Consider the following 26,781-nt stretch of genomic DNA (forward strand, 5'->3'; position numbering starts at 1 on the left):
GGAGATCCCCATGGCCCGAGGCGGAATCAATAAGGCTGTTGTGCAAGAAGCACGTCAGGCACTACTGGCTAGGGGAGCCAACCCCAGCATCGATGCAGTGCGCGTAGAACTCGGAAATACGGGCTCCAAGACAACGATTTCTCGGTATCTGAAAGAGCTTGAGCCCTCCAGTCCAGAGCCCGTGGCGACACGGAAACGTATGGGCGACATGCTCAACAGTATGATGCAAACGATGTTGGATCAGCTTATGGAGGAGGGCCAGGAAGTAATCTCCCAGGCGACCGCGGCTTTTAACGTGCAGCGGGCCGCGCTGGAAAATCAGCTCATCGAGCTCAGATCGGAGCTGGCTACCGCTCAAAGTAATTTGGCCGCCCAACAGGCCGCGATAGAGACGCAGAGTGCTGAACTTGTGACCACCCAGTCCTCGCTTCAGGCTGAGCTGACCCGCAACGCAGGCCTCAATAGCCGCTGCACCAACCTTGAGTCATTGGTTGCTGAAAAGGACAAGCACATCCAATCGCTGGAGGAGAAGCACGTTCAAGCCCGTGGGGCGCTTGAGCACTATCGGGAGGCTGCGAAGGAACAGCGAGATCAGGATCAACGCAAGCACGAGTCTCAACTGCATGAGATGCAGGTTGAGCAGCGCAAGCTGCGGGAGACGATCGCCGTGAAACAGGACGATTTGACTCGACTGAATCGTGACAATGAACGCCTGCTCGGCGAAGCCAGGCAGCAAACTAAAGCCCTGCACACTCAAGAGGCCTTGGTTCAGTCTCTCAACATTCAAATTCAGGCACTACGCCAGAGTGAGGCCAAGTCCGTTGGAGTGGCTGAGCACCTCAAGGAGCAGGTATCTGCGCTGCGCGAAGAGGTCAAGGCACTCCACCAGAGAGCAGCTGTGGTCGAGCTGCGTGAGCAAGAAACTGCGGTGCTGTTAGCGGCTGTACAGAAAGAAAATGAGCAACTGCGGCAGGCTAGGATTGATGATCCAGGCTTGGAGGAGGGTGGCGATGTCTCCTCAGGGGCAGAGGATAAGCAAATTGCCGGGCACTCCAAGCCTTCGAAACCACCAAGGAGATGAAGCATGGATCAGATTACAAGGAATCCACGCAGCCATGATGAAAGCACATCAGGTTGGAAATACGCTCATCAGCGCCTATCCCAAATGCTCATAGAAAGGGGCGAACCGTTCGGCTCCCTAACTCCGATTATGAAGCTGGATGCTGTCGGGACAATCTATCTACAGATTTCCGTCCCATCGGCATATCGAATAGCCAGAAGAGGTTGAGAGAGCATGCCCCCCCTGATCGGTTTGGAGCACCCTAGACACCTACCGGATCTGAGTAAGGTTTCAAACTTCTGTGGGTTGTGCAAGCAGCACGACATCAGGCCCATTTGTACCTCTCAATGACGGCCCACTGGCGCTCCAGTATGGTATCAGCGTGCCCCTAAACAAGTGAGCGCGTGATCGGCCTGTAATTCAGGGCGGGACAATGGGCTGCCTTCGAGTGTTTAGCCTAGGGAATAAGGGTTTCGCGCCACACTCCTTGAGCGCTACGGAGTACGGTGCATCCCACTGTCCCGCCAGCGGGTCACCTACCCCTTGAGAGGCCAGCTCTCAGGCACCAATGCAGGAGGTTTGCTCCAGGGCGCCTCTACCAGAGACTTCTGGAACCAGTCATCCCGTAAATTGGCATGCTCGGTGATGATGATCTGGAACCCCGGAACGTCCTCGACCGTGAACTGGTACAGCAGATTAAACAGCTTGCGTACCGAATCCATGTCAGCATCGGATTGTTCAGTGTTCATTACCGTACCGTCGACCGCTTTGTAGGATTCCTCTGAGGGGAAATACACTTGGGTCGGCTGGTCGATCACCAAGAAGCGCGGCATAGGTTGATTGCTCTTGGCGCAGAACCAATGCAGGGCAAGCAGCGCAGAGAGATGGTAGGCCAGGTAATTCTCGCCGCCGCCTGTTCGAGCCATGGGGACAGAGCGCTCCAGGCGGTCGAATATGATGGTCAGCTTCTTCAGGTCGAATCGGGCAGGGTAGGCACTGAACTCAGATTCGAACCGTTTGTTGTACAGATTGAACTGCGCCGAGATGCTATTCAGGATCGACGCCAGACGGCCGTCTGCATCGACATTTGCCAGCGCCTTTTCAAGTTCCTGCACACGCATTTCCCGACGGCGATAGTCAGCCTCTTGCTGTTTCAGCGAGTTGTCTGGGACGAAGCCCTCAAGGAAAAAGCTGATGCGCCCCACCACATGTTTGGCCGCGTCGCTTTGCTTTTGTGCGTTCGCCAGCAATGTATTGGCGGCGATGGCTGCTGTCAGCTCGGCCTCCTTCTCGACGATCGAGCGAGTTGTGTCCTGGAGGCGTTGGTTTTCCTCCGCCAGGTAGCCCTGAATCTGCGGACGTTGCCCCATCACTGTCTGCATTTCTGCTTCCAGGGACGCTAGTTCGCCGATGAGCGCTTGGGCAATGGGGGTATCCATGGCCAGGTTCTTCTCCGCAAAAGGCCACTGCCATTCGCCTGTTGTAGCATTCTTTGGAAGCGACTTGATGGATAAGAGGCGGTCGATATGTTCCGAGGCCTCGCTCTGGAAGCCGCCGGCACGCCGCTCAAACAACTGACCAGCCTCAATTTTGGATTTGATCTCGCGCTTGGTCTTCCGCAACCTGGACAACTCAACTTCCAGCTTGGGTACCTTGTCCTCAGGCTGGGCATGCGGCTTGGCGGGAGTCCATTGTGCTGCTGTTTTGAGGGCGGTAATGATCTCCTCGACCTCCCCAATGGAGGACTCTTGAGAGATTATCCCTACGGCCTTGGCTTCAGTCAGCAATGCAATGGCCAGGTTTCGGTTGTTGCCCACGGCTTGCTTAGCCTGCTCCAGCAGCTTTGTCTGGGCTCTCAGGTCTCGCTGAGCTGTCCGGAGTCTGGCCTGCAGTTCGTAGCGCTCATTGGTTGACGCGCCTAGCAGGATAGGAAGCGTATCCTTGATCGCCTGGGGTTGAAACGGCTCGTTTTGGCGATAGAAAAGCTGATCCTTGTTGGTGACCAGGCCTTGTCTTTGAAAGAGGTAGTAGTACGTGTGCTTGATGGAGGCTTCGTAGCTGTTACGTGTGTGCTCTTCCGCCACCTCTGTGCGGTTTTCCGGAATGCCAAGTTGTCGTGACAGCAACGAGGTGACAGCGATGTCATCCGTGTTGACCACAAGCTCGGAAAACTCAGGGGGCTGCACAAACTCCCCGGTACGTGTCATGGCCAAGCTGCAGCTCGCGCCGCCTGATCGCGGGGTCGGCTTCGCCACCATGACCTGCACGTCCGGAAATTGATAGATCACCGCAAACCAAGACACCTTGTCCTGGATAACACCATCCGAAACGTTGAAGTTCGATTGGCCCATGCAGTATTCGATGATATCCGAAAGGGCTGATTTACCTGTCGACGAGCGGCCCGTAATGATGTTGAGCCCGTCGACCTCGAAGTTGACATCGCGGCGCTGCCCATCGTGGCTGTATACATGGATGGAGCTGATTTTCATGGTCGAATTCCAAAAGCGGTGTACACCGTAACCCTGTCTGCAATCTTGGCGAACTCTCTACCCAGCAGAGCCGCTGCGCGTTGGCACGCCACTGACTCCTCGGTGCCATCGATGTCAGCCTTAACCCTCCTGGCTTTCGGAAGGAGTCGACCCTGTGGAGTGACCACGAAGCAATCGGTGTGGTGCGCCAACGCAAATGCCTCGAAAGTGAACGGCAGCATTTCCGTTACCCTCTCAGCTAGACCGATTTGCAACTGGGGGTACGTCTCCACTGTCTTGAGCAGGTAGCCCTTGTAGTGCTTGAGCAGCGCACTTCGAGATTCGTGGTGAAGACTCAACGGCAATACAAGCAGTGTCATCGAAAAGGGCATGCCCTTAGGATCTACCACTGCATAGGCCTTGAGCGCCCGCAGCAGCACTACCGCGCAGAAGGCTGGGTTGAACAGGTTTTTGGTCTCAAAAGGACGCTGATCCCAGCGAATCATTCAGTCTCTCCAGCGGCCTTGGACAAGCGATCCAGAAGCTGTGGATGCCAGTAAACGGTGGGGTAGGGGCGCTTGTTGGCGAGAATCTGAAAGCTGCCGCGCAGGACATAGGGCTCAGTCACGCGCGCCCGGATTTTCAGGTGAGCAAGCTTCTGGGCTTCTGTCTCCGCCCAGGTGTAAAGCTTCTTGCCAACGGCAATCAATTCCGGGTCAGAGCAGTCCTCGATCGGCGCGTCGAGCGCATCATCGAACAGGGCGTCCTTGGTGCGCTCCCACTCATCCGTCAGCCGCCTTTCGTAGCGGATGATTTCTTCGGAGCCAACCAGGCGCTGTCTTGCCCAGACGGAGCGCTGCTCAAATGCCCTGTAGTAGTCCAGGATCGCATTGCGGATCCGGCTTGGGCTCAATTTCAGATCACGTAGTTGACTCACGAACAACCGGTTATCGGTGCTCGCATCGACAGGGGATGTAGGTTTCGCATCCTCAAAATTGATGGGGAGATTGTCATCCTTGTACTCCTCGCTGAAGCTGAACAGTTTCTCCGAAACGTCCCGGGCATATACGGGCTCGTTCTGCGGGTCACAGAGCATCTGGATGATCAGGTCATTCCACCATCCCTCCAGGCGCTCGAAGACAGCGTCCCTGTGTTCGAGGCGAATGGCTCGCATTTTTTGAGTCTTGATAATTGCCGGTAGATCGTCGATCCGAGGGGAGTTATCAATAATCACGATTCTCGATACAAAGTCCTCTTTCTCCAGCGCAGTCAGCTGCGAGAGCAAGTCTTTGATCTTGGCGAACGATTTTGCCTTGCTGGTGGCGAGCGTGTCCTCTGTCAATTGCCAAAGGCTGGGATGAGCCTTGGTGGTATCCGCTCCGTAAAGGAAGAAATTCAAGAATGAATCCGGCGCGACGGACGAGGTGGTGAATAGGAAAAACTGATAGTCAGACTCAACCCGTCCATTGGCGATGTAACGAGTTAGCCAGATATTGACCGACTTCCAGAAGTCTACCGACAGGTCAGTCAGCCGCTCTCCAGCAGCCTTGTGTTTGAGCGAGCTCAGTATCTTCTTACCAGAGGACTCCAGAAAATCGAGGTCATCTTCCTTCTCGATGAGGATCGCGGTGTCCTCGGGAAGCTCCAATGCCTGATACAGCGCAAAGCGAGGCTGGAAAATGTAGCCTAGTCCTTGCTCTCTGGCGCTGTAGGGATCACTAGCTTTTTGGTTTGCGGGGTCGTTGCCTGCGAAAGAACTCATTATTCAGCCCATGCTCCAAGGTCGTTCATTCGGGGCCTTCTATGCCAAGAATAGCGGCGACCCACGACGAATCTGCGCCGGGCGAGGATCACATCGAGATTTAACGCGCGTAACTGCATTCTTTCCATGATCGACATCACCTAGCCAAATCTCCTTTTGAGGTATTCTGATTTGGCTGGTGGCATATGGCAATCATTAGCGATGTGCTGTCTTCTTGAGAACTCCACTTTAGGAGGACGATGCCCGAGTATCGCCCTGCTTAGTGAACGCCGCAGAACCGCTGCTCTGGAACAGTTACGAGCCTAGCATTGTTGATTGGGAGGCTCCTGAAAAGCCTCGTACCTTGGCGAAATGCCCCATCCGAGAGGACAGAAAAACAAACAGTATGGGTACGCTGGTGCCCTTGAATGGTTCCTTGTGCGCGAACAGAAAGGGTGCTCAGCATTGACTATGCGACCACGACTTACCGCTGCCGAACTGAGATCGCGACATTTTCTGATTCCATTTTTATGCGTCATGGGGCTTTCCTGGAACAACGTCAGAGAACCAGGTGGTGTCTGAACATAATGGCGTTAATTGGTGCATTCCAAGCATGTCGAGCAATATGTCGAGCAATATGTCGAGCGTACCGACCTCAGTGCCTGCGCGGCACCATAACTTCTGGCAAGGAATTCGCTTTGGACTTCATGAATTTAAATGTGTCGAAAGGCGCCACATTCGAGCGCGCTCTGATCATGCCAACCGCGCCGATCATGGCTTTCATTCAGTAGCAGAGCTACCTGAAGTCAACGCCGGCGGCCGTCTTTCCTGCAGCCGCGAGATGAAGTATTAGCCTTGGAGTAAGCGGAGATGAGGGCGCGAGGATGGAAGCTCACCAGACCGAGATGACCGCGCCAGTCGACTCGGTTCACGACAGCCGAGCTGAAGTGGCACGCACATTTATCACATAAATAGCCAGATCTGTTCAGCATCTTGGCAGGGCAAAGCGGTGCGCTCTGTCAATTCATGCTAAATGGTGCCGGACGATGACTCGTTCACGTCAGCCACCCCAAAGTGGCACGTACATTTATCATAAATTGCCGGATCTGTTCAGCACCTTGGCAGGGCAATGCAGTGCTCTCTGCCAATTTATGCTAAATATTGAAGGGAGGCCTTGTAATGCCTGAGACACCACCCTGCCGGCTGCCGGCCGCCCCTATGCGTATTAGGCATAGTGACGCCACAAGCCATCAGGAGGGGGCTTGAACCTTTGCACTAACAGCACCGCCCCGAGCCATCAGGGGGAGCTTGAACCTTTGCACTATTGGTAACTATCGGATTCTTGATCAGACAAACGGTCAAACTGGGTCAGCTAAAATGTAACAGACCGGCAGATGGAGGCCAGCTCATGAATGCCCCTCATCGTTCAGAGGCAATTCGTCTTGCTCAACAGCGCATCAGCGAGCTTGAGAACGAGATAAACAGGCTTCAAAAGGAGGCGGGGCTCGAGCGCGATCAACAGTTTCTCGAAGACCTAGGCAAGCTGATGCAAGCATACCAGGCGGATGCGGACGAGGTCGTGGAACTGCTGATGCTGAGAGGGGACATCGACCAGAAATCGTTCACTTGCGAGACAATTTATCAATTGCGGCACATCTTCAGCATCGCCGAAATCCAAGTCGCCCAAGGAGCAGACCGGCCACGCTGGCTACCTGAAGGGCTGAGGGAAGGGTAAGCATATGGCTAAATATCTCACCTCAGACAATCAAAAAATGGGAGTGCTTTTCGAGGCAGACAGAAGAATATCCGCTGAATACCGCTGCGCGAGTTCCCTGCTCCTAGAGAAAGAGGTGGCCAAGAAGCTTAAATTCTTGGGAGCGCTTGACCGGTTAGCCAAAAAAAATGACTTTTCTGCTCGCGACGTTATAAACCTGTTAAAGCCTGGGTATTTTGACCAGCCACGTGAACAAGGCGCCAGTACGCAAATAGAAGAGCTTCACGACAGGCTAGTGGAGGACAGTGAGCGAGAAGAGAAATAGAGGGAATAGCCAAAAATTTTACTCAACTAAATATACATTTAGTTGTGTTATATAATCAATCTCTTCAAGAGAAGCTGTACGGGAGAGCATCGAGTGATAATCAGCATCCGCATCTTTAGATACAGTGCAGGATCAAACATCACGACACGTCTAATGCAGGTCATAACAACTGCGCAGGCTAGCTTCGCGGTAGTATGGTTTTCACAATGAAAGGTTAAAGGAAGCCACAGCTGTACATCCTAAACTGGCATTAGCACGGACTGTAAGGCCTGTACAAATCTAGGTCTTACCCCTGAAATGGATGATCAAGGCCCTGGATTGGACGGAAATAGCCGTTTGGAACACACTGCCCTATGTTGCCATAACAACGTTTTTGTTTCTGCGTTTCAATAACACCCAAATTACTTCCAATATAACAACTCTGCCTCTGATCGGGAAATTAGCTGAGGTGGACTGCTTGTGGTTACACTAATCTGTAGTTTAGGACTCAGTAAAAACGGCTACAGGTTCCGGTATTTGGTTGATATTTCAGCGCTATCGTCTAAACACAACGAGATTTACACATCTGAGCGTGTCCGAAATCAGCCACTCGGAGAAGAGCGAGAAATGAATGTACGTTCATGGCAACCTAGACAAATTCAAATTTTTGTTCTACCGAAAAGTCCGGTGCAAAAATGGTCTTTTCTGAGAAGCAAGATCAGTGTCATGGCGAATACCGACTCATAAACCGAGTTACCTCCAGATTAGGGTACGAAGTTACTTCGGCGTTCTACAAAAACTGGTAGAGCAATTTTCAGAAAAACTGCAGTTGATTGATACGCTGGCAATTCAATGAGTATTCCTTGGGACGATTAGAGCGTTGAAATCCCTGTGCAACGAGCCTGCTTCTGAAATATCCTGTTACGCATAATGTATATTATGTTAAATAATGTTTCTGACTGGGTCGTCCCCTATAAGGACACGTCGAGAGTCAAAATAACGTTGATTCCATAAAAGACCGTTCAAGCCACTGATCAGTAATATCTGTTTTTTGACGACCTTCCGATATGCGGTCACAACTTTCGTGCGTCTCCTAGTCCAAACAAGCTGTTCGTCGATGGAATATTGGCGTCCGCTGCGGTTTAGACTGATACGGAGATAAGTTTATGATTTTCAACGTACAAAGTTTTGGCGCCATAGGCGATGGGATTACTGACGACACGGCCGCAATACAGCGTGCGATTGATGCCGCGGCGGCCGCGGGTGGTGGCCAGGTGTATATGCCAACCGGGACCTATATCGTTTCCGGTGGCGCGGAACCCTCTGACGGATGCCTGATGCTCAAGAGCAACGTCTACCTGTACGGCGACGGCATGGGCGTCACCAACGTCAAAGTGGCTGACGGCTCAGATACCAAGATCACGGGGGTTATTCGCTCCGCTTATGGCGAAGAAACCCATGACTTTGGCGTCAGCAACCTAACCATTGATGGCAATCGTGACAATACAACGGGCAAGATCGATGGTTGGTTCAACGGCTTCATTCCCGGCGAAGAAGGCTACGACTCCAACGTCACCCTCGACAGTGTCGAAATCAAGGATTGCTCCGGGTACGGTTTCGACCCCCACGAGCAGACCGTCAACATGGTCATCAAGAACAGCGTGTCCCACGGCAATGGCCTGGACGGCTTCGTCGCTGATTTCCTGAGCGACAGTACCTTTGAAAACAACATCGCCTACGACAACGACCGGCACGGTTTCAACGTCGTTACCAGTACCCACGACTTCACCCTGACCAATAACATTGCCTACAACAACGGTGGCAATGGCATCGTGGTGCAGCGCGGCAGCGAGGACATCCCCTCCCCCAGCAACATCACCATTACCGGTGGCGAGGTGTACGGCAACGGCGCCGAAGGGGTGCTGATCAAGATGTCCAGCGAGGTGACGGTCAGCGGTGTCGATATTCACGACAATGCCAGCGCCGGGGTTCGCATCTACGGCAGTAACCACGTTGAAATCATCGACAACACGCTCCACAACAATTCACTGGGCGGCCCCGTACCGGAAATCATCATCCAGTCCTACGACGACACCCTGGGCGTGTCAGGCAAGTACTTCAACGGCAGCGACAACACCATCCAGGGCAATATCATCAGCGGCAGCACTCTCTCGACCTACGGTGTTGCTGAACGCAATGAAGACGGCACGGATCGCAATGCAATCATCGGCAATACCATCAGTCACACCAGCAAGAGTGCCACGTTGATCTATGGTGACGGTAGCTACGTCAGCGACACGGTGCCGATGACCACTGTGCAAGGTACGGCTGGCAACGACATTCTGTTGGGCAGCGCCGAAAGCGAGATATTCTACGGCGGCGCCGGCAACGATACGATCAATGGCGGGGCCGGTGGCGACATTCTGGTGGGCGGTGCGGGCATCGACAAACTCACCGGTGGTACTGGCGCCGATACGTTCCGTTTCGCCGCTCAGTCCGACAGCTACCGCAATGCAAGCACAAGCTTTGATGACACTGTGACCGACTTCGACGTCACCCAGGACAAGATCGACCTGGCGGGCCTGGGCTTCACCGGCCTGGGTAATGGCCGTGGTGGCACCCTGCAGGTCAGCTACAGCGCCAGCAACGACCGCACCTACATCAAGGACTACGATGCCGACGCCAGCGGCAATCGCTTCGAGTTGATTCTTTCGGGCAACCTCGCCAGCACCCTGACCGCCAGCAACTTCATTTTCAATCGGGTGGTCACCGGCACCAGCGCCAGCGACGCGTTGCTAGGCAGCGATTCGGCCGACACCCTGCTCGGCCTTGCAGGAAACGACAATCTCAGTGGTGGCGCGGGCGACGACAAGCTCGACGGCGGCGCCGGGATGGACAGCCTCACCGGTGGCGCCGGGGCGGATACTTTTGTGTTCTCCAATCGCCTGGACAGTTACCGCAACTACAACACCGGCGGTGCCAACCTTAGCGACCTGATCACCGATTTTGATGTCAGCACCGACAAAATCGACCTGTCGGCCATCGGCTTTACCGGCCTGGGGGATGGCAAGAACAACACCGTGTACCTTGTGCTCAACAGCGCCGGCACCAAGACTTACATCAAGTCCTTGACTGCGGACGCCAATGGCAACCGTTTTGAGGTGACGCTGGCCGGCAACTACCTCGACAAACTGACCAGCGCCAACTTCGTCTTCGCCACGTCGTCACCAACCAACCAGGCGCCGGTGCTGGCCACGCCGCTGCTGGATCAGAACGCGACCGAAAGTACACCGTTCAGTTACGTGGTCCCGGCCACCAGCTTCACCGATCCGGATAACGACAGCCTCAGCTACACCGCCAAGCTGGCCGATGGCAGCGCCCTGCCCGGTTGGCTGACATTCGATGCCGCCACTCGTACGTTCAGTGGCACACCCAGCGACACCGCGTCAGGCACTTACTCCATCCAGGTCACCGCGAGCGATGGCAGCAACGCCACCGTCAGCGACAGCTTCACCCTCGCCGTTCAGGACGTACCCGCGGGCCCCACGGTGATCAATGGCACCCCGAACAACGACACCCTGACTGGCACCGCAGCCAACGAGCAACTGCTCGGTGGCGCAGGTAACGACACGCTTAATGGTGGCGCGGGCAATGACATCCTGATCGGTGGCACCGGAGTGGACAAGCTCACCGGCGGCGCGGGTGCGGATGTGTTTCGCTATACCTCGAAACTCGACAGTTACCGCACCAGTTCCACGAGCGTCAGCGACCAGATCCTCGATTTCGATGTGACCGCCGACAAGATCGATGTCTCGGCGCTCGGCTACACGGCGCTGGGCAATGGTCTGAACGGTACGCTGCAACTGACCTACAGTGCGTCGACCAATCGTACTTACCTCAAGGATCTGACCGTCGACGCCAATGGCAATCGTTTTGAATTGTCGATGGCGGGCAATCTGGTGAGCAGCCTGACGGCGAGTCATTTTGTCTTCGCCGACCAGACCCCCCCAGGCAATGCGGTGCCAGTGGTGGCCATTCCCCTGCTCGACCAGAACGCCACCGAAAGCACGCCGTTCAATTACACCGTGACCCAGAACAGTTTCACCGACGCCGACCAGGATGTGTTGGTCTATACCGCGACCCTCGCCGACGCAAGCCCCCTGCCCGCATGGCTGACCTTCAATGCTACCAGCCTGACGTTCAGCGGCACGCCGATCAGCACGGCGGCGGGAAACTACAGCGTACTGGTCAAGGCCACTGATCCTTCAGGTGCCTCGGTCAGCGACAGCTTCGCCTTGACGGTGGCTGATGCGCCAGCCAGTACCCTTGTCGGCACCGTTAATGCCGATACGCTCAACGGCACGGCAGGTGCTGACCTGATCCTGGGCAACGGTGGCAATGACACGATCAAGGCTGGCACCGGGGCAGACATCATCGACGGTGGTGCCGGACGCGACTCGCTGTATGGCGGCGACGGGGCTGACACCTTCCGCTACACCAACGCGCTCGACAGTTACCGCGATTACGACGCCGGCGGCATCACGGCCACCGACACGATCTATGACTTCACTGCTGGCGTCGACAAGATCGATGTGTCTGGCCTGGGCTTTCTCGGTCTCGGCGATGGCAGCAATCACACGCTGTACATGACCCTCAACGCGGCCGGCGACAAGACCTACATCAAATCCGCCGACGCGGATGCCGATGGCAACCGTTTTGAAATCGCCCTCAACGGCAACTACCTCAACACCCTCTCCGCCAGCGACTTCGTGTTTGGCGAGCGCGCCCAACAGGACATTCTCTACCTGCCCACGCTGGGTCAATCCAATGCGCGCCTGCTGCGCATGACAGAGGATGACGACCAGTCTGGCACCTCGATGCTGGTCAAAGACCTGGACCGCTACACCCCCTATGACGTCCGCAGCCAGTTCACCGACGCCGACGGCAACGGCATCGACATCGCGGTGGGAGGTAGTACGGTCAACGGCCTGTCGACCCTCAGCGCCGAGGAGCTCAAGTTGTGCTGGTGGTTGACTGACACCAACCAACCAGGGCCTGCACTGTTGCGTGCCGTCGCGTTGCTGGGGGACCAGCTCGCCGAACTGCAATCGATCGATAACGTCACCATGGGCATCATTTGGGGCCAGGGCGAGGAAGCTGCCCAGGAGATTGCCCGTGCCACGGACAAAACAGCGGCGGCCACTGCCTACAAGGACGCCACCCTGAAGGTGTTCGACTACCTGCACGCTCAGTTCGGCAACTTCAACGTGTACATGATGGAAACCGGCCACTATCAGGAGGATGCGGCACGTGCCCGGGGCTATTCCGAAGAAAAGATAGCCTCCATCGTCGAGGGCGTAGGCTATGTTCGCGCCGTTCAGGAAGCCATTGCCACCGAACGCGCCGACGTCAAACTGGCGGTGGACTACACCGACCTGCCCTTGCGCTACGAAGTCGATCCGCTGGTGTACCCCGATGATGTGTGGCACCTGCACGAGGAATCGGCGGAAATCGTCGGCCAGCGCCTGGCCGACTACATCGCCGCAGACCTTGGCTTTGAAGGCAACCCGGACGACAACAATAGTGTTCAGGACATTTTCGACAATGCCCAGAACCAGGGCGGCATGATCTCCGGTACTGACCAGGCCGATACCCTGGTGGGCAGTTCGGGCAATGACACACTGGATGGCGACTTGGGCGCCGACTCCATGACCGGTGGCGATGGTAATGACATCTATCTGGTCGACAACGCGTCCGACAGCGTGGTGGAAACCAACACCTCGGCCTCGCAGATCGATACGGTCAAGGCATCAGTCAGCTGGACTCTGGGCGCCAATCTCGAGAACCTCGTGCTCACCGGTGTCTCGGATATCGATGGCAGCGGTAACGCGCTGCGCAACTTCATCACCGGCAATGCCGCCGCCAACGTGCTCAATGGTGGCGCAGAGGCCGACAGCATGAGTGGTGGCGATGGCAACGACACTTACTATGTCGACAACGCCGGCGACAACGTAATCGAGACCCAAGGCAACGTGTTGCCCGGAGGGGTCGACACTGTGCGCAGCAGTCTGGGGGCCTATACCCTTGGTGCCCATGTCGAGAATCTGTACGTCGAGAGCCCGGGCGCCGCCAATGGCACGGGCAACGCGTTGGACAACACGCTGTTCGCCGCAGCCGGCAACAACGTACTGGACGGGCGCGAGGGAAATGACACCGTGTCTTTTGAACGCGCTCTGTCCGGTGTCACCGCCAACCTCTCGACCTCAACGCAACAAAACACCGGTGGGTCAGGACTCGACACCTTGAAGTTCTTCGAAAACCTGACAGGAAGTGCCTACGCAGACAGTCTGTCGGGCAACAGCGCCGCGAACGTCCTGAACGGTGGTGCGGGCAATGACACGCTCGTGGGTGGTTCCGGCGATGATCGGTTGATCGGCGGTGCAGGCACCGACAATCTCACCGGTGGCACTGGCGCGGATACCTACGCATTTGGTGCGCTGTCGGACATGGGCGTCGGTGCTTTGCGTGATGTGCTCAACGGCTTCAAGAGCATCGAAGGCGATCATCTGGACTTCTCCGGCCTGGACGCCAACCCGTTGACCGGCACTATCGATGCCTTCACCTTCATCGGCAGCAACGCTTTCGACCCTGCCAATGCCACCGGCCAAGTGCGCTTTGCCGATGGCATTCTCTACGGCAGTGTCGACGCCGACGCCACCCCCGAGTTCGAATTCGAACTGCTGGGTGTCAAGGAGCTGCACGCCAGCGATTTCACCGCCTGAGTAAGCAAGCCTGCCCGCGAGGCGGTGGCACAGCCAGCATGGATGCAAGCTGAGCCACCGCTTTCGCGGGCAGGCCCACTCCTGCCGTAATGCTGTTCACTTAAGGACGAACACCGTATCTGTGGCGAGGGAGCTTGCTGTTCGCACTATCTGTTAAGTGAACAGCATTGCGCTCCTACCGGAATGTGTGGCGTTCGAAAAGACGAGGATAGCTGCTCATTCCTCTTTGAAGGCTGCGAGCAAGCGTTCGCGCAAAGGTTTCATCAGGTAGTTCATCAAGGTGCGCTCGCCCGTGACCACCGTGACATCGGCAAGCATGCCCGGCCGCACTGGCAGGCCGGCGGCCTGTAGCGACACAATGGTATCCGCAGGCATTTCGACCTTGGCGGAAAAGTACGGCTGGTGAGTCTGTTCATCGATCAACTGGTCCGCCGACACCGTAGTCACCGTACCGGTGACAGTAGGGGTATCCACCCGTTGCAGCGCCGTGAAATGCACGTGCACCGGCAGCCCCGGACGCAACTTGTTGGCCATCAACGGCTCGAAACGTGCGGTGATCGCCATCGGCGCATCCAATGGCACCACCTGCATCAGGGTTTGTCCCGCCTGGGCAACGCCGCCAATCGTATGAACGCTCACGTCCATGACCTGCCCGGAAACCGGTGCGCGGATCGCACCGTTTTCGACTTCAAACTCAAAGGCACTGATCTGATCGGCATAAGCTGACGCCTCGGCGGAGACTTCACTGAGCTGGATTTCGGCATCGCGGCGAAACTCCTGCTGCGCCTGCAAGGTCTTGAGCCGACCTTCATTGATCGACTGGCGAGTCTTGCCGACATCACCTATTACGGAGGCGATCTGCCCGGCCAATTGGGCGGCGTTGCGCTCGGCCTCAAAGAGTTTGTTGCGCGGGAAGTAGCCCTCTTGTGCCAAAACACGCAGGCCTTCCAGCTCCTGCTGCTGGAAGCGCATCTGCGTTTCGTAGTTGCGCTTGACGCCTTCATATCCGATCAGTTGCTGCTGCAATGCAGCGGTTTCGTGTTCGATGATCTGCAAGCGACTGGCCAGTTCTGCACGGCGGGTCGCAAACAACTGACTCTGCAAGGCCATGGCGGCCTTGAGCCGCGGCTCTTCGGCGTGCTCCAGCAAATCCGCGGGCCATTGGATCTCGGCGGTGCCCAGGCGCTCGGCAATCAAGCGAGCCTCGACGCTGCGATCATTAAGCAGTTTGCCCCGGGTCACGTCCAGTTGTGACTGCGCTTGCACCGTGTTGAGTTGCACCAGCAACTGCCCTTGGGTGACGCGGTCGCCATCACTGACCAGCAGTTTTTCCACCACGCCACCGACCAACGACTGCACCGCTTTGCGTTCGCCCGCCACTACCACGGTGCCACTGCCCACGACACCCTGGTCGAGCGGCGCCAGGCAGGCCCAGAGCAGGAAGCCACCCAATGCCAGGGCGAGGAAGCCCACGCCATATCGTGCCGCGCTGCCCGCGTCGGTATTGGCACTTGGCAGCATCGGTTTATTACGTACGATCGATCGTTGTTCGCTATACATCTGTGTGCCTGGGGTCAGATCATGCATCTTCGCCAGCCTCCTTGATCGCTACCGGTCTCGGCCCCGCAAGCAATGCCTTGAGCACTCGATCCCGTGGACCGAATGCTTGTTGTGTGCCGTCCTTGAGCACGAGGATGTGGTCAACCACCGCCAGTACACTAGGCCGATGTGTAATCAGCACCACGGTGCTGCCAGCAGTCTTGAGCGCACCGATCGCCTGGACCAGCGCCAGCTCCCCGGCTTCATCGAGGTTGGAGTTGGGCTCATCGAGCACGATCAGCGAAGGGAGCCCATAGAGTGCCCGGGCCAGGCCGAGGCGCTGTTTCTGTCCCCCGGACAATCCGAGCCCGCCGGGGCCCAGCGGCGTGTCGTAACCCTTGGGGAACCTCAGGATCATCTCGTGTATGCCAGCATGACGCCCTGCCGCGATGATCTTGTCGGCGTCCTGCTCACCGAAGCGGGCAATATTGTCGGCCACCGTGCCGTCGAACAGCTCTATGTCCTGTGGCAAGTAGCCGAGGTGCGGACCCAGGGCGTCGTGAGACCATTGGCTGATCTCGGCGTCATCGAGGCGCACCGACCCGCCCATGGCTGGCCAGACCCCGACCAGCGCCCTGGCCAGTGTTGACTTTCCACTGGCGCTCGGCCCGACAACGCCGAGCACGTCACCTCTGACCAGGTTGAAGTTGATCCCCCGCAGGATCGGTTGCGAGGCACCGGGCGGGCCGACATACATCTGCTCCACACGCACTGCGCCCGTAGGCGGTGGCAACGGCATGCGCAGGCGCTCGCCTGGATGCCGGACAAGGAGTTGACTGAGGCGTTGATAACTCTGGCGGCCGGAGTTGAATTGCTTCCACGAGCCGATGGCGATTTCCACGGGGGCCAGGGCGCGCCCCAATAGCAGCGACATGGCGATCATCATGCCCGCCGACAATTGACCTTCGAGCACCAACAGCGCGCCGAGCCCCAGGGCCAGCGATTGCCCGGAAATGCGTACGAAACGAGTCGTCGACGTGATACGCGCGCTGCGGTCACTGGCATGGGCCTGGGCCGCAACGATGCGCTGCTGCAGCAGGCTCCAGCGCTGACGCAATGGCCCGAGCATGCCCAGGGCCTGGATGACTTCGGCATTGTGGAACGTGCTGTTGAGATAAATCGACGACTGCACACCCAGCCGATTGGCTTCGTCCAGGCGTGTGCGGGTCGCCCATTCCCCCCACAGAGCCAGGCCGATCAGGATCAGGGCCAGAACCAGCGTCAGCACGCCAAACCATGGGTGAAAGATGAAGGCTACCAGCAAAAAGATCGGCAACCATGGTGCGTCGAGCAAGGCAATCAGACCCTGGCCGGTGATCAACTGCCGCAGCGTCGCCAGATCGATGAGTACCTGGGCAGGGTTGGCATCGTGCTCGCGAAGGCTGCGGGCGAAAGCAGCGTCGAAAAGCCGTTCGCTCAAGGCTTCGTCGAGCCCCGCGCTCATGCGAATCATCACCGCGCCACGAACCCACTCGATCAAGGCGCTGAACATGAACAGACCCAGCGCGATCAAAGTAAGCATGAACAAAGTGGTTTCGTTACGGCTGGTAAGGACCCGGTCGTACACCTGCATCATGTAGAGCGACGGCACCAGCACCAACAGGTTGATCACGCCACTGAACAGTGCCAATGACCAAAACAGCCGGCGGTAGCTTAATAACGCGGCGTCGATGTCATGACGCGGATCGAGAAAAAAACCCATAAAAAGTTGCTCGTTAAGAAAGAGTCGGTCCAGGACGCAATCCATCGCGAGCGTTTGCCCAACGGGCGAAACACCAAGTGCATGACGTGCCGCTATCAGTGACGGTCCTCGTCGCTACAGGCGCCAATAACTGACAACGCGGCCTCGGGTTAGTGCCGGTTATGCAGGTCGGGCTTTCAAGTGGGTGACGGGCGGGTACATTGCACAACGGCAAGTTCGCATTGCGCGCCGCCATGGCAAGGGAAATCGGGCTGGCAGCAAGAATGCCCCGTTCGTCTGTTACACCGGCAATCCGGAGAATCCGGTACGTGTCAGACATCACGCCGCCTATCCTTAATGAAACCTCCCAAATGGCTTCACTTCCCATGCCAGACGTTCGCCCTCTGCAACCCCCTTACCTTAAGGCTGCATGCTCAAACTGCAGTGTGATGGAGTTGTGCCTGCCCATCGGGATGACCAGCCAGGAAGTCGAGCGTCTGGACACATTGATCGTGCAACGCTTCAAAGTCAAAAAGGGCGCGGCGCTTTACCGGGCAGGTGATCCGTTGCGCTCGCTTTATGCGGTACGCATCGGCTCGTTCAAGACCAGCTTTTTGTCGGTCGATGGCCGCGAACAAGTCACCGGGTTCCAGATCCCCGGCGAAATGCTCGGTCTGGACGCTATCAGCACGGACCTGCATGCGTGCAATGCCGTTGCCCTTGAAGACAGCGAGGTCTGCCCTATCCACTTTGCTCACCTGGAAGAACTTGCCCATGAGCTGCCTTCGCTGCAGCACAGCTTCAACAAAATCCTCAGTCGGGAAATCGTGCGTGATCACGACATGCTGATGATGCTGGGCAACATGAGCTCGGACGAGCGTCTGGCAGCCTTCCTGCTGAACCTGTCGCAACGTTTGAAAACCCGTGGCTATTCATCGACGGAGTTCGTGTTGAAAATGCGCCGCGAGGAAATCGGCTCCTACCTGGGGCTGCGCTTGGAAACCATTTGCCGAGGCATCGCACATTTGCGGGATCAGGCACTCGTAGAAATTTCAGGCCGTGAGGTCAAAATCCTTAATCCAGAAGGCCTCAAGCAGTTGATTGCCGGCTGCCATCGCCCTCCTGCCTGTTGATCCCGGTCATCCTATGCGCGCCATGGTTTTACACTCGTGCGGTCAGCCGCTGCAATTGCAAGACCGCCCCATCCCGGCACCCAGTGCCAACCAACTGTTGATCAAAGTCCTGGCCTGCGGTGTCTGCCGCACGGATTTGCACCTGGTGGACGGAGAATTGCCACAAGCGGTGCTGCCGCGTGTTCCGGGGCATGAAATCGTCGGTGAAGTTGTCGCTGTGGGCAGCCATGCAGACCCCGAGCGCATCGGCCAACGGGTAGGCGTTCCGTGGCTTGGCTGGACGTGTGGGCATTGCTCGTTCTGTCAGGCCGGGCGGGAAAACCTTTGCGATCAGGCCCGGTTCACCGGATGCCATCTGGACGGTGGATACGCCGAATACGTCGTGGCCGATCAACGCTTCTGTTTTTCTATCCCTGAGGCCCTTTCCAATATTGAAGCGGCACCGCTGCTGTGTGCCGGGCTAATTGGCTTTCGCGCTTTGCAAATGGCACAAGGCGCGCGCCATCTCGGGTTCTATGGCTTTGGCGCTGCAGCGCATCTGGCCATTCAAGTCGCACGGGGACGCGGTCAGGAGGTGTACGCCTTCACTCGTCCGGATGACACGCAAGGACAGGCGTATGCCCTGTCCCTGGGCGCGAAATGGTCCGGTTCGTCGGACCAGCCTCCCCCTCACCTGCTCGATGCCAGCCTGATTTTTGCTCCGGCCGGTGCGCTGGTGCCGCTGGCGCTCGCCGTCACCGTCAAGGGCGGCTGCGTGATTTGCGCCGGCATCCATATGAGTGACATCCCGGCCTTTCCTTATCGGCTGCTTTGGGGCGAGCGCAGTGTACGATCGGTGGCTAATCTGACCCGTAACGATGGCACAGCATTCTTCAAAGAACTTCAACACACCCACGTGCACTGCGACACCACCCGGTTTTCCCTTGAGGATGCGAATCAGGCACTGGCGCTATTGCGCAGTGGTCAATTCAACGGTGCGATCGTGCTGGTGCCGTGACTCGCCGCTCATTCATTGCTTTACACCGAGCGCCGCCCCGTCCCATGACAAGCGCTGTACGCTGGGATGCTCCTTCTCAGGCAAGCCAAGGCGAAAGATCACTTCACCTCGCACATCTTGCGTCCCGGTGTCAGCCTGCATGGCTCGCCGGCTCAAATCGCCTCTCCCTTTGCCAGTTCGATATCAGGCAGCCACAGGGCGTTGATGCAGGCCTCCTCGTCCTTTCCCGTCACCGGTTCCAGGGCCATCGGATCAAGCAAGTGCTTGTTGAGCATGGCCAGGCGCACCATGCCGTTTTTGTCGAGAAGCGAATGTGCCACGCACTCGCACAATGATCGAGGCAGGGCTTCTGGAAGGGACTCTATTTCAGCATTTGCAAACTCGATTTCTAATCGCAAGGTGCAAGTGTCGACCAGATCCCGCATCGCGTGAGAAGCGAAGTTAAACACTGTTGAGTAGCCCGCCATCAACACCATCGAGACCGACAGCAAGAGGGTTGCCTCGCGTTTCCACGAAAGGGTGCCCGTCCGGTGCAGGTATTTGTGTGCCGTTGCCTTGCTCCAGCCCTGAATTGCCTGACACCGGCTGAAAAGCTTGTGGTTTGACATGACTGAATCTCTCACCATCTTTATCAAAACAATGGCGCTCACTGAAAAATACCGTTTGATCTGAATCAACCTCCGCCAAGCTGAGTCCCAGCTTCTTGACTTGTTGGCGACGCTGCTGCAAACGGCGGTGGCTTTTGGGATTCACTTGATCAACTTGCAATGAAGTCATCGCTAGAGAGTTCCACGTTGTCGCGATACTCCGGCACCGACACCGACCACCCCAACTCCAGACTGATGCGCCGGCGCAGCACATCCGACGCGTTAGGTTCCCCATGGACGACAAAGGTATGTTTTGGCGGTCGTTTGAACCCACGCAGCCACTGCATGATTTCATCAGCGTCGGCGTGTGCGGACAGTGTTTGCATCGGTACCACTTCGGCGCGGATCGGCACGTCCTTGCCGTGGATACGCACCGAAGAGACGCCGGCAACAATTTGCGCACCACGGGTGCCACCGGCCTGGAAGCCAGGCATTAACAGTGTGTTAATCGGATTGGGAGCCAGTGCCTTGAGGTGATGGACCACCCGCCCTCCTGTCGCCATGCCACTGGCCGCAATAATCACCGCCGGGGTGCGTTGCTGATCAAGCGCTCTCGACTCATCGACCGTGTGGACGAATTGCGCCACATGGCACATGCCCTCGCAGTCTTCCAGGGATAACCTGTGCTCGTTCCGGAAGCGCTGGTACAACAATGTGACGTCGGTGGCCATCGGACTGTTGAGGTAGATTGGAATATCGGGAATCGCCCTTTTGCGCTTCAACTGATACAGGTGATACATCAGCAGTTGAGCGCGCCCGACCGCGAAGGATGGCACAAGGGTTATCCCTCGGCGCAGTGCCGTGCGGGTGATGATGTCGGCCAATTGCGACTGTGGCGCCTCGACCGGATGTTGACGGTCACCGTAGGTAGACTCCACCAGCAGATAATCCGCCTCCTCGACCTTTTCGGGAGCAAACATCAATGGATCGTCCGGACGTCCCAAATCTCCTGAAAACACCAGGGCCAGGCCGCCGGCTTTAACTTCTACTGTGGCGGCTCCCAAAATATGCCCGGCGCCACGAAACAGGAGGGACATGTCCGGGAGGATTTTAACGCTGTGGTGCAATTCCACGGGCCGCAACAGTTTCAGGGCTCGCTCAGCATCTTGCTCGGTGTAAAGCGGCAGCGCCGGGCTGTGCTTCGAGAAGCCATGCCGGTTGGCAAACTCCGCTTCTTCTTCCTGCAAGCGACCACTGTCCAACAGCAGGATTTTCACCAATTCACAGGTGGCGGGCGTGGCGTATACCGGGCCGCGATATCCATTGCGCACCAGCACGGGCAGATAGCCGCTGTGATCAAGATGGGCATGGGTCAGCACAATGGCATCGAGGTCGCTGACCGGAAGCTGGAACGGGTCGCGATTGTGCAGTCGCAATTGCTTGTAGCCCTGGAACAGACCGCAATCGACCAGCACATGTTGGTTGCCATGTTCCAGCAGATACTTGCTACCCGTGACCGTACCCGCGGCACCTAGAAATGTGATTCGCATGGCCGTTGCCCTTGAACATTCAGAGGAGCGCTATTGATCGCTCCTTTTGGCCCAGGGTCAGTTGATTTTTATCAACTGCGGGCTCGATGGGGGTCTCGTTCAACCGTATGGAGTGACCGGTTTGACGATCACCAGACTGCACGGTGCCCGGTTTAACAGGCGTTCAACGGTGTCGCCGATAAACCGGTCGGGCCCTGGGTGATAGACCGTGCCCAGTACCAGCATGTCGAAGTCATGCTGGTGAGCAAACAACCCGATGACCTTGTGGGGCGTACCCGACAACAAATGTCGATGTGCATCCTTGATGCAATAGCGTTCGGCAAGCACGTCGAAAGCCTCTTGCTGGGCATCCTCAATGGCGTCCCGCAAACTGTCATCAAGGCTGACTGTCGGCACACTCCTCGGTGCATCGCTGATCTCTGACCAGCGACTGACGTTAAGCAAGTGCAGTTCGGCGCCACAACTGGCCGCCAGAGTTGAGGCCAGATCGACAATTCGGTCATTCAAGCCCTGAGTCAGCTCCTCGAGATGGGACAAATCGATCGAGGCCAGGATTTTCAACGGTTTGGGGTTTCTGGCACTGGTCACTAAATGCAAGTGGGCAGGACATTCGCGCAACAGCCGCCAATCAAGAGGCCGGTGAAAGACGCGGTCGAGTGCTGGCACGTGATGGGCGTCCTTGATTACCAGGTCCGGATGGAAGTCACTTATGTACTCCAGCAGGTTGGTCAGACTCGACCGGGCCCAAACCGCCTCGGTACTCACCTGAAGGCCGCCGCACCTGTAAAAACGGGCTTGCTGTTCCAGCCAATGACGGTGCACCTGTAAATAGCCTTCTCGTGCCTGGGCCATCGCATCGTGGTCCAGCAAACCGGCTACGGCCAATGCCTGGACATAATCGAACGCTACAATGTGCAACAACGCACCGGTTGCACATGCCAACGCATGTGCACGCTCGAACGCCGGGGTATGGCTCATTTCGCTGGGAGCTATCAATAGAATGCGTTTGAGCTTGAGCATCACATACCTCGCCCTGGGTCATGGTTGCCATTCGATTATTTGGCGTTACGCCGAGGGGGACATGACTTTTATCAACGAATCAGCAGCCGGAGAAATGCACCGATTCGCCCTCGCTAGTCCATCCATGGTTGATTCAGCTCAACCTTTTTTCGGTTTTCTGCTGTAGAAATACATTGACCACTGGACCCGGTGCGGCGGCTAGGTGAAAGGAATCACTGGAATCGCTACACAGCGCGCATATGCCATGCAGCGTGCCCCCGACTATCCGCCCCTTCTCCCTGGAGCTTTGCCATGTTGGCGGTCACCCTGATCAATATGCTGGTGGTCATCATCGTTGTCGTGATCCACTACGAATGCCTGCTACGACTGAACGATTGGCTGCCCCGGCTCAAGTTGTGGAGCCGCTTCAGGATTGTCGTTGGCGTATTCGGCGCCCTGGTTGCCCACGCGACAGAGGTTTGGTGCTTTGCATTGGTTTACTACCTCATGGTGCACGCTGGTAAATGGGGCACTCTGACGGGCAGCTTCGACGGTTCACTGATGGATTGCGTCTACTTTTCCTTCACGACGTACACGACGATCGGCTTCGGCGATATTTCACCCGTGGGCGACATCAAGTATTTGACCGGGCTGCAAGCGCTGACCGGGCTGGTACTCATTACCTGGACAGCCTCCTTCCTGTTTCTGGAAATGCAGAAATACTGGAAACGCAAATAGTTGCCACCCGTTCGCATCGGCGCTCTACAAGCTCGCTCTAAACCGCCAACACGCAGCATGGCGCTTGATACAGAATATGCTCGGTCGTGCTGCCCAGGAGCTTGTTTAATCCCTTGGACTGGACCCTGCCCATTACGATCACATCCACGTTGTGTTCATCAGCGAACTCACACAAAACCTTGACCGGATGACCGTCTATGAAATGCCGACGATCCGCAGGCACGCCGAACTGATCTGCCAGGCGAAGGAAAGACTTTTCCAGGTCTCGTCGAAGCGCTTTGGTCAGGTCAGCGAGCGTGAGACCGTCCATGTCCGCCAGAAAATCGGCCGAAATATCGCAGGCGTACAGCAAATGCAATTCGGCATTGCACTGCATGGCGAGATTGCAAGCTTGCTTGATGATTTGTTCATTCAGTTCGTCGCCGGCTGACTCGACATCCGATACTTCGACAGCCGCGACAACTCTGCCAGGCAGGTTCAAGCCGGTGTTACCCATCAGATAAACCGGTGCCGAGCAGTGTCGCAACAAATGCCAGTCCAAAGGCGTGAAAAAGGCCCGCTTGAGCCTTGACGCATGGTCAATTTCCTTGATCAACAAGTCGGGCTGCATATCCGTCACGTGATCGATAATGTCTTGCTTCAGATCCTCAGCCCATGCCACTTGCGTGGTCACCTCAATTCCCCGGCCTCGCACACTCTCAGCCTGAGACTCAAGCCAGTCGCGATGGTCCTGCAGGTATCGTTCGCGAGCCAATGTTCGATCGCCCTCCTCAAGCAGCGACAACCATTTGAACGAAGGGATCAGCGCGGTGATATGCAAACTCGCCCCGCAGGCCTTGGCCAGGGATGCTGCATGACTCACGGCTGGGGAATGACGCAGTACCGGATTGATGATCAGCAACAAGCGTTGATACAGGCTCATGATAAATCTCCGGGTGACGGAAATATTTGACGCAAACCGCTTATGGATACGTCAGCGTTTGGCCCTGACCGCCAGAATGCTGCCAGGCACGGAGTACAGCGCGCGCTCTGTGTTGCTGCCAATCAGCCGGTCAAAACCCGTACGGTGCACCGTGCCCATTACCACGACATCAGCCAGGTATTGCTCGACAAACTCACTGATAACCGGCACCGGCAACCCCATGACGAAATGCCGACGCTCTGGCGGTACGCTATAGCGCTGCGCCAGTGCGATAAACGCCTGGTGCAAGGATTGACGCAGTTCCTCGATCAGGTCCACGCCCCACCCTCCCCCGGCCAGTGGTGCGTCGCTATTGAAAACGGGCGACAAATCATAGGCGTACAGCAGGTGTAACGGCGCATCGCATTGCAGGGCCAAGGCGTTCGCAGTCTGAATGATCGTATCGTTCAATCCGCTTATTTGTGTCGAAGGATCGAATGGGTCCACTGCCGCAACAACCCTGTGCGGCAAGCTGTAGCGAACCTGGTTGACCAGATGCACGGGGATCGGGCATTCACGCAACAAGTGACAATCAAGTGGCGTAATGAATACCCGCTTGAGCGCTGGCTCAAGGGTGACATCCTTGATCAACAGGTCGGGTTTGAGATTCTCGACCGTCTTCAAAATATCCAGCAACGGATGGGTAGTGAAGACGGCTTTAACCGTTGCCTGTAAACCCAGGTCGCTGAGCCGGTCCAGTTCTTCGGCTTCCCAGCGACGGTAGCGACGCACATAACGCTGTTGCTGTGCATCGTCGACCTGTTCTTCAAAATAATGAATCACCGGCGCAGGTTCGACAAAGACTCGTACATCCAGTACAGCCCCTGCTTCCATGGCCAATGCAACCGCGCGCTGTTGTGCAGGTGACTCATGCAAAGATTGATCGGCGATCAATAGAAAACGTTGGTAATTTCCCATCACACACCTCCGTTCAGCGTCAGGATTGCAGCATTTTTTGTGGTTTGATCGCGAGCAAACTGCAGGGCGCCCGGTGCAGAAGTTGCTCGGCCGTGGTGCCCAGCAGTTTGCTCAAGCCCTTGTGCTGCACCGTACCCATGACGATGACATCGGTATGGTTCTTGCCAACAAATTCACAGATGCTCGGCACCGGAGCACCTTCGATGAAGTGCCTGCGCTGCGGTGGCACGCCGTGGCGCTCAGCGATGGCTGCAAAGGCTTCAAGTTGGGCCGCGCCCAACATTTCGTATATCCCGGTTGCCAAAGGCAACGCGCCAAAACCCATGTCGTGAACGTATGCGGACGTCCAGTCATAAACGTGCAGCAGGTCAAGGCTGGCATCGCAGATCGCCGCCAGTTTCGAGGCTGCGTCGATAATCTGGTCGTTAAGCACATGGCCCTGATCCTCATCGCGAAACACATCAATGATGGCCAGTACCTTATGCGGTCGAGCATTGAGCGGCGTGGTCACCAGATGCACCGGTACAGGACAGTCACGCAGCAACTGCCAATCCAGCGGGGTAAAAAATACGCGCTTGAACGCCGATTCTTCCTGAGCATCCTTGATGATGAGTTTCAGCGGCATCTCGTTGATAAAGGTCAGGATCTCCTCGTAGGGATCTTGCACCCACATCACCTCGGTAGTGACCTGCACCCCATGTTTCCTCATCAATGCGGCCTGGTCGGCGAGCCATTGGCGATGGGTGTGCAGATAGCCGTCTCGAGCCAAATCGAATTGCTCAGGGGCGAACAGCCCTGCCACCGACAGGGCCTGTGAATAGTCGAACGCCACGACGTGCAAGGGTAATTGCATCGCCAGCGCCAACGCTGCAGCCCTGTCGAAGGACGGGGTACGAGTCATGGCTGGAGGGGCGATCAAGAGTAAACGTTGAGTCTGCGGCATGGGGCACCTCGGCACGCGGCCATTACAATCCAGAACCAGAGTCACAGATTGATCAATGCCTGTTCCGGTCATTTGATATTTGTCAGTTACGCACGCGATGTCCGTCAGGAAATCCCCATGCCTGCTCATTGATATCTTTGTTATGGGCGCGAGCCATTTGCCGCTCAGGCATCCGAATGGGTTCTTTTGCCAGGTCAGCGACACTGGGCCAGATATGCGGGGCCTCGATACGTGCCTTGAGTAGACCCACAAATGCCTGTGCTTCGCACAGACTGTTGAAGTTCACTTGCAAGGCATCCATGCACACGACCCAGCAATGGCTTGCCGGTTGCTCCGTGATATCAATGATCATAAAGACCTCCGTATTGCTTTGAGAAACAGCACGCAAAGCCTTCCGGCTTTATCGCGACCTCCTTGACGGCTATTGCTCCTTCAGTGAAAAAGCCGTGCGCTGCACATCCTCAAGACTGCACCGTAGAGACCGGCAAAAGATTGATCATGGTCAATAATTTCGTTATCGGGCGATGTCCACACAACTGCATGTCAGACTTCGTTCGATCGACTATTTTTGACAAAGATCAAACCTGCCGCCCCTAACCTCTGCAG

Annotated in this window: 20 protein-coding genes; 7 read left to right on the plus strand and 13 right to left on the minus strand. The window is 56.6% G+C overall.

Going from position 1 to position 26,781, the window contains the following annotated elements:
* Positions 1 to 10 precede the first annotated feature (10 nt).
* On the plus strand, positions 11 to 1,081 hold the full coding sequence (locus D8U18_RS05340) for a DNA-binding protein (protein ID WP_131107211.1): 1,071 nt from the start codon (positions 11 to 13) through the stop codon (positions 1,079 to 1,081).
* Positions 1,082 to 1,596: 515 nt separating this feature from the next.
* On the opposite strand, the gene D8U18_RS05345 is transcribed toward D8U18_RS05340, so the two are convergent.
* Genes D8U18_RS05345 through D8U18_RS05355 form a run of 3 tightly spaced genes read right to left on the minus strand, consistent with a single transcriptional unit; the run spans position 1,597 to position 5,290 of the window.
* The gene (locus D8U18_RS05345) at positions 1,597 to 3,549 is read right to left on the minus strand and encodes a DUF3732 domain-containing protein (RefSeq protein WP_131107212.1); all 1,953 of its coding nucleotides are present in this window, start codon (positions 3,547 to 3,549) and stop codon (positions 1,597 to 1,599) included.
* On the minus strand, positions 3,546 to 4,034 hold the full coding sequence (locus D8U18_RS05350; protein ID WP_131107213.1) for a three component ABC system middle component: 489 nt from the start codon (positions 4,032 to 4,034) through the stop codon (positions 3,546 to 3,548). Before D8U18_RS05350 ends, D8U18_RS05345 begins: the two co-directional genes overlap by 4 nt.
* Complete coding sequence (locus D8U18_RS05355) at positions 4,031 to 5,290, minus strand: ABC-three component system protein (RefSeq protein ID WP_131107214.1); 1,260 nt, start codon at positions 5,288 to 5,290, stop codon at positions 4,031 to 4,033. Before D8U18_RS05355 ends, D8U18_RS05350 begins: the two co-directional genes overlap by 4 nt.
* Before the next feature lie 1,387 nt (positions 5,291 to 6,677).
* Between D8U18_RS05355 and D8U18_RS05365 the strand changes: the two genes are divergently transcribed.
* The 3 genes from D8U18_RS05365 to D8U18_RS05375 all read left to right on the plus strand — a co-directional run bounded on the left by D8U18_RS05365 (position 6,678) and on the right by D8U18_RS05375 (position 14,069).
* A complete protein-coding gene (locus D8U18_RS05365; RefSeq protein WP_131107215.1) occupies positions 6,678 to 7,004 on the plus strand; it encodes a hypothetical protein in 327 nt (108 codons plus the stop codon).
* A 4-nt stretch (positions 7,005 to 7,008) separates the two neighbouring features.
* Positions 7,009 to 7,308 (plus strand): hypothetical protein, encoded by a 300-nt coding sequence (locus D8U18_RS05370; RefSeq protein WP_131107216.1) that lies wholly within the window; start codon positions 7,009 to 7,011, stop codon positions 7,306 to 7,308.
* A gap of 1,145 nt (positions 7,309 to 8,453) precedes the next feature.
* A complete protein-coding gene (locus tag D8U18_RS05375; RefSeq protein WP_131107217.1) occupies positions 8,454 to 14,069 on the plus strand; it encodes a putative Ig domain-containing protein in 5,616 nt (1,871 codons plus the stop codon).
* A gap of 216 nt (positions 14,070 to 14,285) precedes the next feature.
* Here the strand turns inward: D8U18_RS05375 and D8U18_RS05380 are convergent, their stop codons facing one another.
* Positions 14,286 to 15,656 (minus strand): HlyD family type I secretion periplasmic adaptor subunit, encoded by a 1,371-nt coding sequence (locus tag D8U18_RS05380; protein WP_131107218.1) that lies wholly within the window; start codon positions 15,654 to 15,656, stop codon positions 14,286 to 14,288.
* The gene (locus D8U18_RS05385; protein WP_131107219.1) at positions 15,649 to 17,370 is read right to left on the minus strand and encodes a type I secretion system permease/ATPase; all 1,722 of its coding nucleotides are present in this window, start codon (positions 17,368 to 17,370) and stop codon (positions 15,649 to 15,651) included. Before D8U18_RS05385 ends, D8U18_RS05380 begins: the two co-directional genes overlap by 8 nt.
* Positions 17,371 to 17,735: 365 nt before the next feature.
* Here D8U18_RS05385 and fnr point away from each other — a divergent pair, with 365 nt between their 5' ends.
* Both fnr and D8U18_RS05395 read left to right on the plus strand, forming a co-directional pair.
* Positions 17,736 to 18,482 carry a fumarate/nitrate reduction transcriptional regulator Fnr gene (fnr, locus tag D8U18_RS05390; RefSeq protein ID WP_131107285.1) on the plus strand — a complete coding sequence of 249 codons (747 nt, stop codon included), beginning with the start codon at positions 17,736 to 17,738 and terminating at the stop codon, positions 18,480 to 18,482.
* A gap of 13 nt (positions 18,483 to 18,495) precedes the next feature.
* Positions 18,496 to 19,479, plus strand: a complete 984-nt coding sequence (locus D8U18_RS05395; protein WP_131107220.1) for a zinc-dependent alcohol dehydrogenase family protein — start codon at positions 18,496 to 18,498, stop codon at positions 19,477 to 19,479.
* 152 nt (positions 19,480 to 19,631) lie between these two features.
* Here the strand turns inward: D8U18_RS05395 and D8U18_RS05400 are convergent, their stop codons facing one another.
* From D8U18_RS05400 to D8U18_RS05410, 4 genes are all read right to left on the minus strand, one after another.
* Entirely contained in the window at positions 19,632 to 19,970 is a 339-nt protein-coding gene (locus tag D8U18_RS05400) for a hypothetical protein (RefSeq protein ID WP_241664301.1), read from the minus strand.
* Positions 19,921 to 20,256, minus strand: coding sequence for a hypothetical protein (locus D8U18_RS28980; RefSeq protein ID WP_241664302.1), 336 nt, complete (start codon positions 20,254 to 20,256; stop codon positions 19,921 to 19,923). Before D8U18_RS28980 ends, D8U18_RS05400 begins: the two co-directional genes overlap by 50 nt.
* Positions 20,237 to 21,616 (minus strand): MBL fold metallo-hydrolase, encoded by a 1,380-nt coding sequence (locus D8U18_RS05405; RefSeq protein WP_131107222.1) that lies wholly within the window; start codon positions 21,614 to 21,616, stop codon positions 20,237 to 20,239. Before D8U18_RS05405 ends, D8U18_RS28980 begins: the two co-directional genes overlap by 20 nt.
* Before the next feature lie 99 nt (positions 21,617 to 21,715).
* Complete coding sequence (locus D8U18_RS05410) at positions 21,716 to 22,636, minus strand: universal stress protein (protein WP_131107223.1); 921 nt, start codon at positions 22,634 to 22,636, stop codon at positions 21,716 to 21,718.
* A gap of 291 nt (positions 22,637 to 22,927) precedes the next feature.
* On the opposite strand from D8U18_RS05410, the gene D8U18_RS05415 reads away from it, so the two are divergent.
* On the plus strand, positions 22,928 to 23,353 hold the full coding sequence (locus D8U18_RS05415) for a potassium channel family protein (protein WP_056855342.1): 426 nt from the start codon (positions 22,928 to 22,930) through the stop codon (positions 23,351 to 23,353).
* Positions 23,354 to 23,390: 37 nt separating this feature from the next.
* Here the strand turns inward: D8U18_RS05415 and D8U18_RS05420 are convergent, their stop codons facing one another.
* From D8U18_RS05420 to D8U18_RS05435, 4 genes are all read right to left on the minus strand, one after another.
* The gene (locus D8U18_RS05420) at positions 23,391 to 24,275 is read right to left on the minus strand and encodes a universal stress protein (protein WP_131107224.1); all 885 of its coding nucleotides are present in this window, start codon (positions 24,273 to 24,275) and stop codon (positions 23,391 to 23,393) included.
* A 51-nt stretch (positions 24,276 to 24,326) separates the two neighbouring features.
* A complete protein-coding gene (locus D8U18_RS05425) occupies positions 24,327 to 25,232 on the minus strand; it encodes a universal stress protein (RefSeq protein WP_056855344.1) in 906 nt (301 codons plus the stop codon).
* Positions 25,233 to 25,251: 19 nt separating this feature from the next.
* On the minus strand, positions 25,252 to 26,175 hold the full coding sequence (locus D8U18_RS05430) for a universal stress protein (protein WP_131107225.1): 924 nt from the start codon (positions 26,173 to 26,175) through the stop codon (positions 25,252 to 25,254).
* An 82-nt stretch (positions 26,176 to 26,257) separates the two neighbouring features.
* Positions 26,258 to 26,527 (minus strand): hypothetical protein, encoded by a 270-nt coding sequence (locus D8U18_RS05435; protein WP_082557615.1) that lies wholly within the window; start codon positions 26,525 to 26,527, stop codon positions 26,258 to 26,260.
* Between the last annotated feature and the right edge of the window lie 254 nt (positions 26,528 to 26,781).

It is taken from the genome of Pseudomonas sp. Sample_10 (assembly GCF_004321495.1).
Taxonomy (GTDB): Bacteria; Pseudomonadota; Gammaproteobacteria; order Pseudomonadales; family Pseudomonadaceae; genus Aquipseudomonas.

Bases quoted from the DNA above. Each gene is read 5' to 3' on its own strand.
- fnr (WP_131107285.1), top strand. From the start codon at position 17,736: ATGCCAGACGTTCGCCCTCTGCAACCCCCTTACCTTAAGGCTGCATGC.
- D8U18_RS05375 (WP_131107217.1), top strand. From the start codon at position 8,454: ATGATTTTCAACGTACAAAGTTTTGGCGCCATAGGCGATGGGATTACT.
- D8U18_RS05435 (WP_082557615.1), bottom strand. From the start codon at position 26,527: ATGATCATTGATATCACGGAGCAACCGGCAAGCCATTGCTGGGTCGTG.
- D8U18_RS28980 (WP_241664302.1), bottom strand. From the start codon at position 20,256: ATGACTTCATTGCAAGTTGATCAAGTGAATCCCAAAAGCCACCGCCGT.
- D8U18_RS05345 (WP_131107212.1), bottom strand. From the start codon at position 3,549: ATGAAAATCAGCTCCATCCATGTATACAGCCACGATGGGCAGCGCCGC.
- D8U18_RS05410 (WP_131107223.1), bottom strand. From the start codon at position 22,636: ATGCTCAAGCTCAAACGCATTCTATTGATAGCTCCCAGCGAAATGAGC.
- D8U18_RS05370 (WP_131107216.1), top strand. From the start codon at position 7,009: ATGGCTAAATATCTCACCTCAGACAATCAAAAAATGGGAGTGCTTTTC.
- D8U18_RS05430 (WP_131107225.1), bottom strand. From the start codon at position 26,175: ATGCCGCAGACTCAACGTTTACTCTTGATCGCCCCTCCAGCCATGACT.
- D8U18_RS05425 (WP_056855344.1), bottom strand. From the start codon at position 25,232: ATGGGAAATTACCAACGTTTTCTATTGATCGCCGATCAATCTTTGCAT.
- D8U18_RS05350 (WP_131107213.1), bottom strand. From the start codon at position 4,034: ATGATTCGCTGGGATCAGCGTCCTTTTGAGACCAAAAACCTGTTCAAC.
- D8U18_RS05420 (WP_131107224.1), bottom strand. From the start codon at position 24,275: ATGAGCCTGTATCAACGCTTGTTGCTGATCATCAATCCGGTACTGCGT.
- D8U18_RS05365 (WP_131107215.1), top strand. From the start codon at position 6,678: ATGAATGCCCCTCATCGTTCAGAGGCAATTCGTCTTGCTCAACAGCGC.
- D8U18_RS05355 (WP_131107214.1), bottom strand. From the start codon at position 5,290: ATGAGTTCTTTCGCAGGCAACGACCCCGCAAACCAAAAAGCTAGTGAT.
- D8U18_RS05385 (WP_131107219.1), bottom strand. From the start codon at position 17,370: ATGGGTTTTTTTCTCGATCCGCGTCATGACATCGACGCCGCGTTATTA.
- D8U18_RS05380 (WP_131107218.1), bottom strand. From the start codon at position 15,656: ATGCATGATCTGACCCCAGGCACACAGATGTATAGCGAACAACGATCG.
- D8U18_RS05415 (WP_056855342.1), top strand. From the start codon at position 22,928: ATGTTGGCGGTCACCCTGATCAATATGCTGGTGGTCATCATCGTTGTC.
- D8U18_RS05405 (WP_131107222.1), bottom strand. From the start codon at position 21,616: ATGCGAATCACATTTCTAGGTGCCGCGGGTACGGTCACGGGTAGCAAG.
- D8U18_RS05340 (WP_131107211.1), top strand. From the start codon at position 11: ATGGCCCGAGGCGGAATCAATAAGGCTGTTGTGCAAGAAGCACGTCAG.
- D8U18_RS05395 (WP_131107220.1), top strand. From the start codon at position 18,496: ATGCGCGCCATGGTTTTACACTCGTGCGGTCAGCCGCTGCAATTGCAA.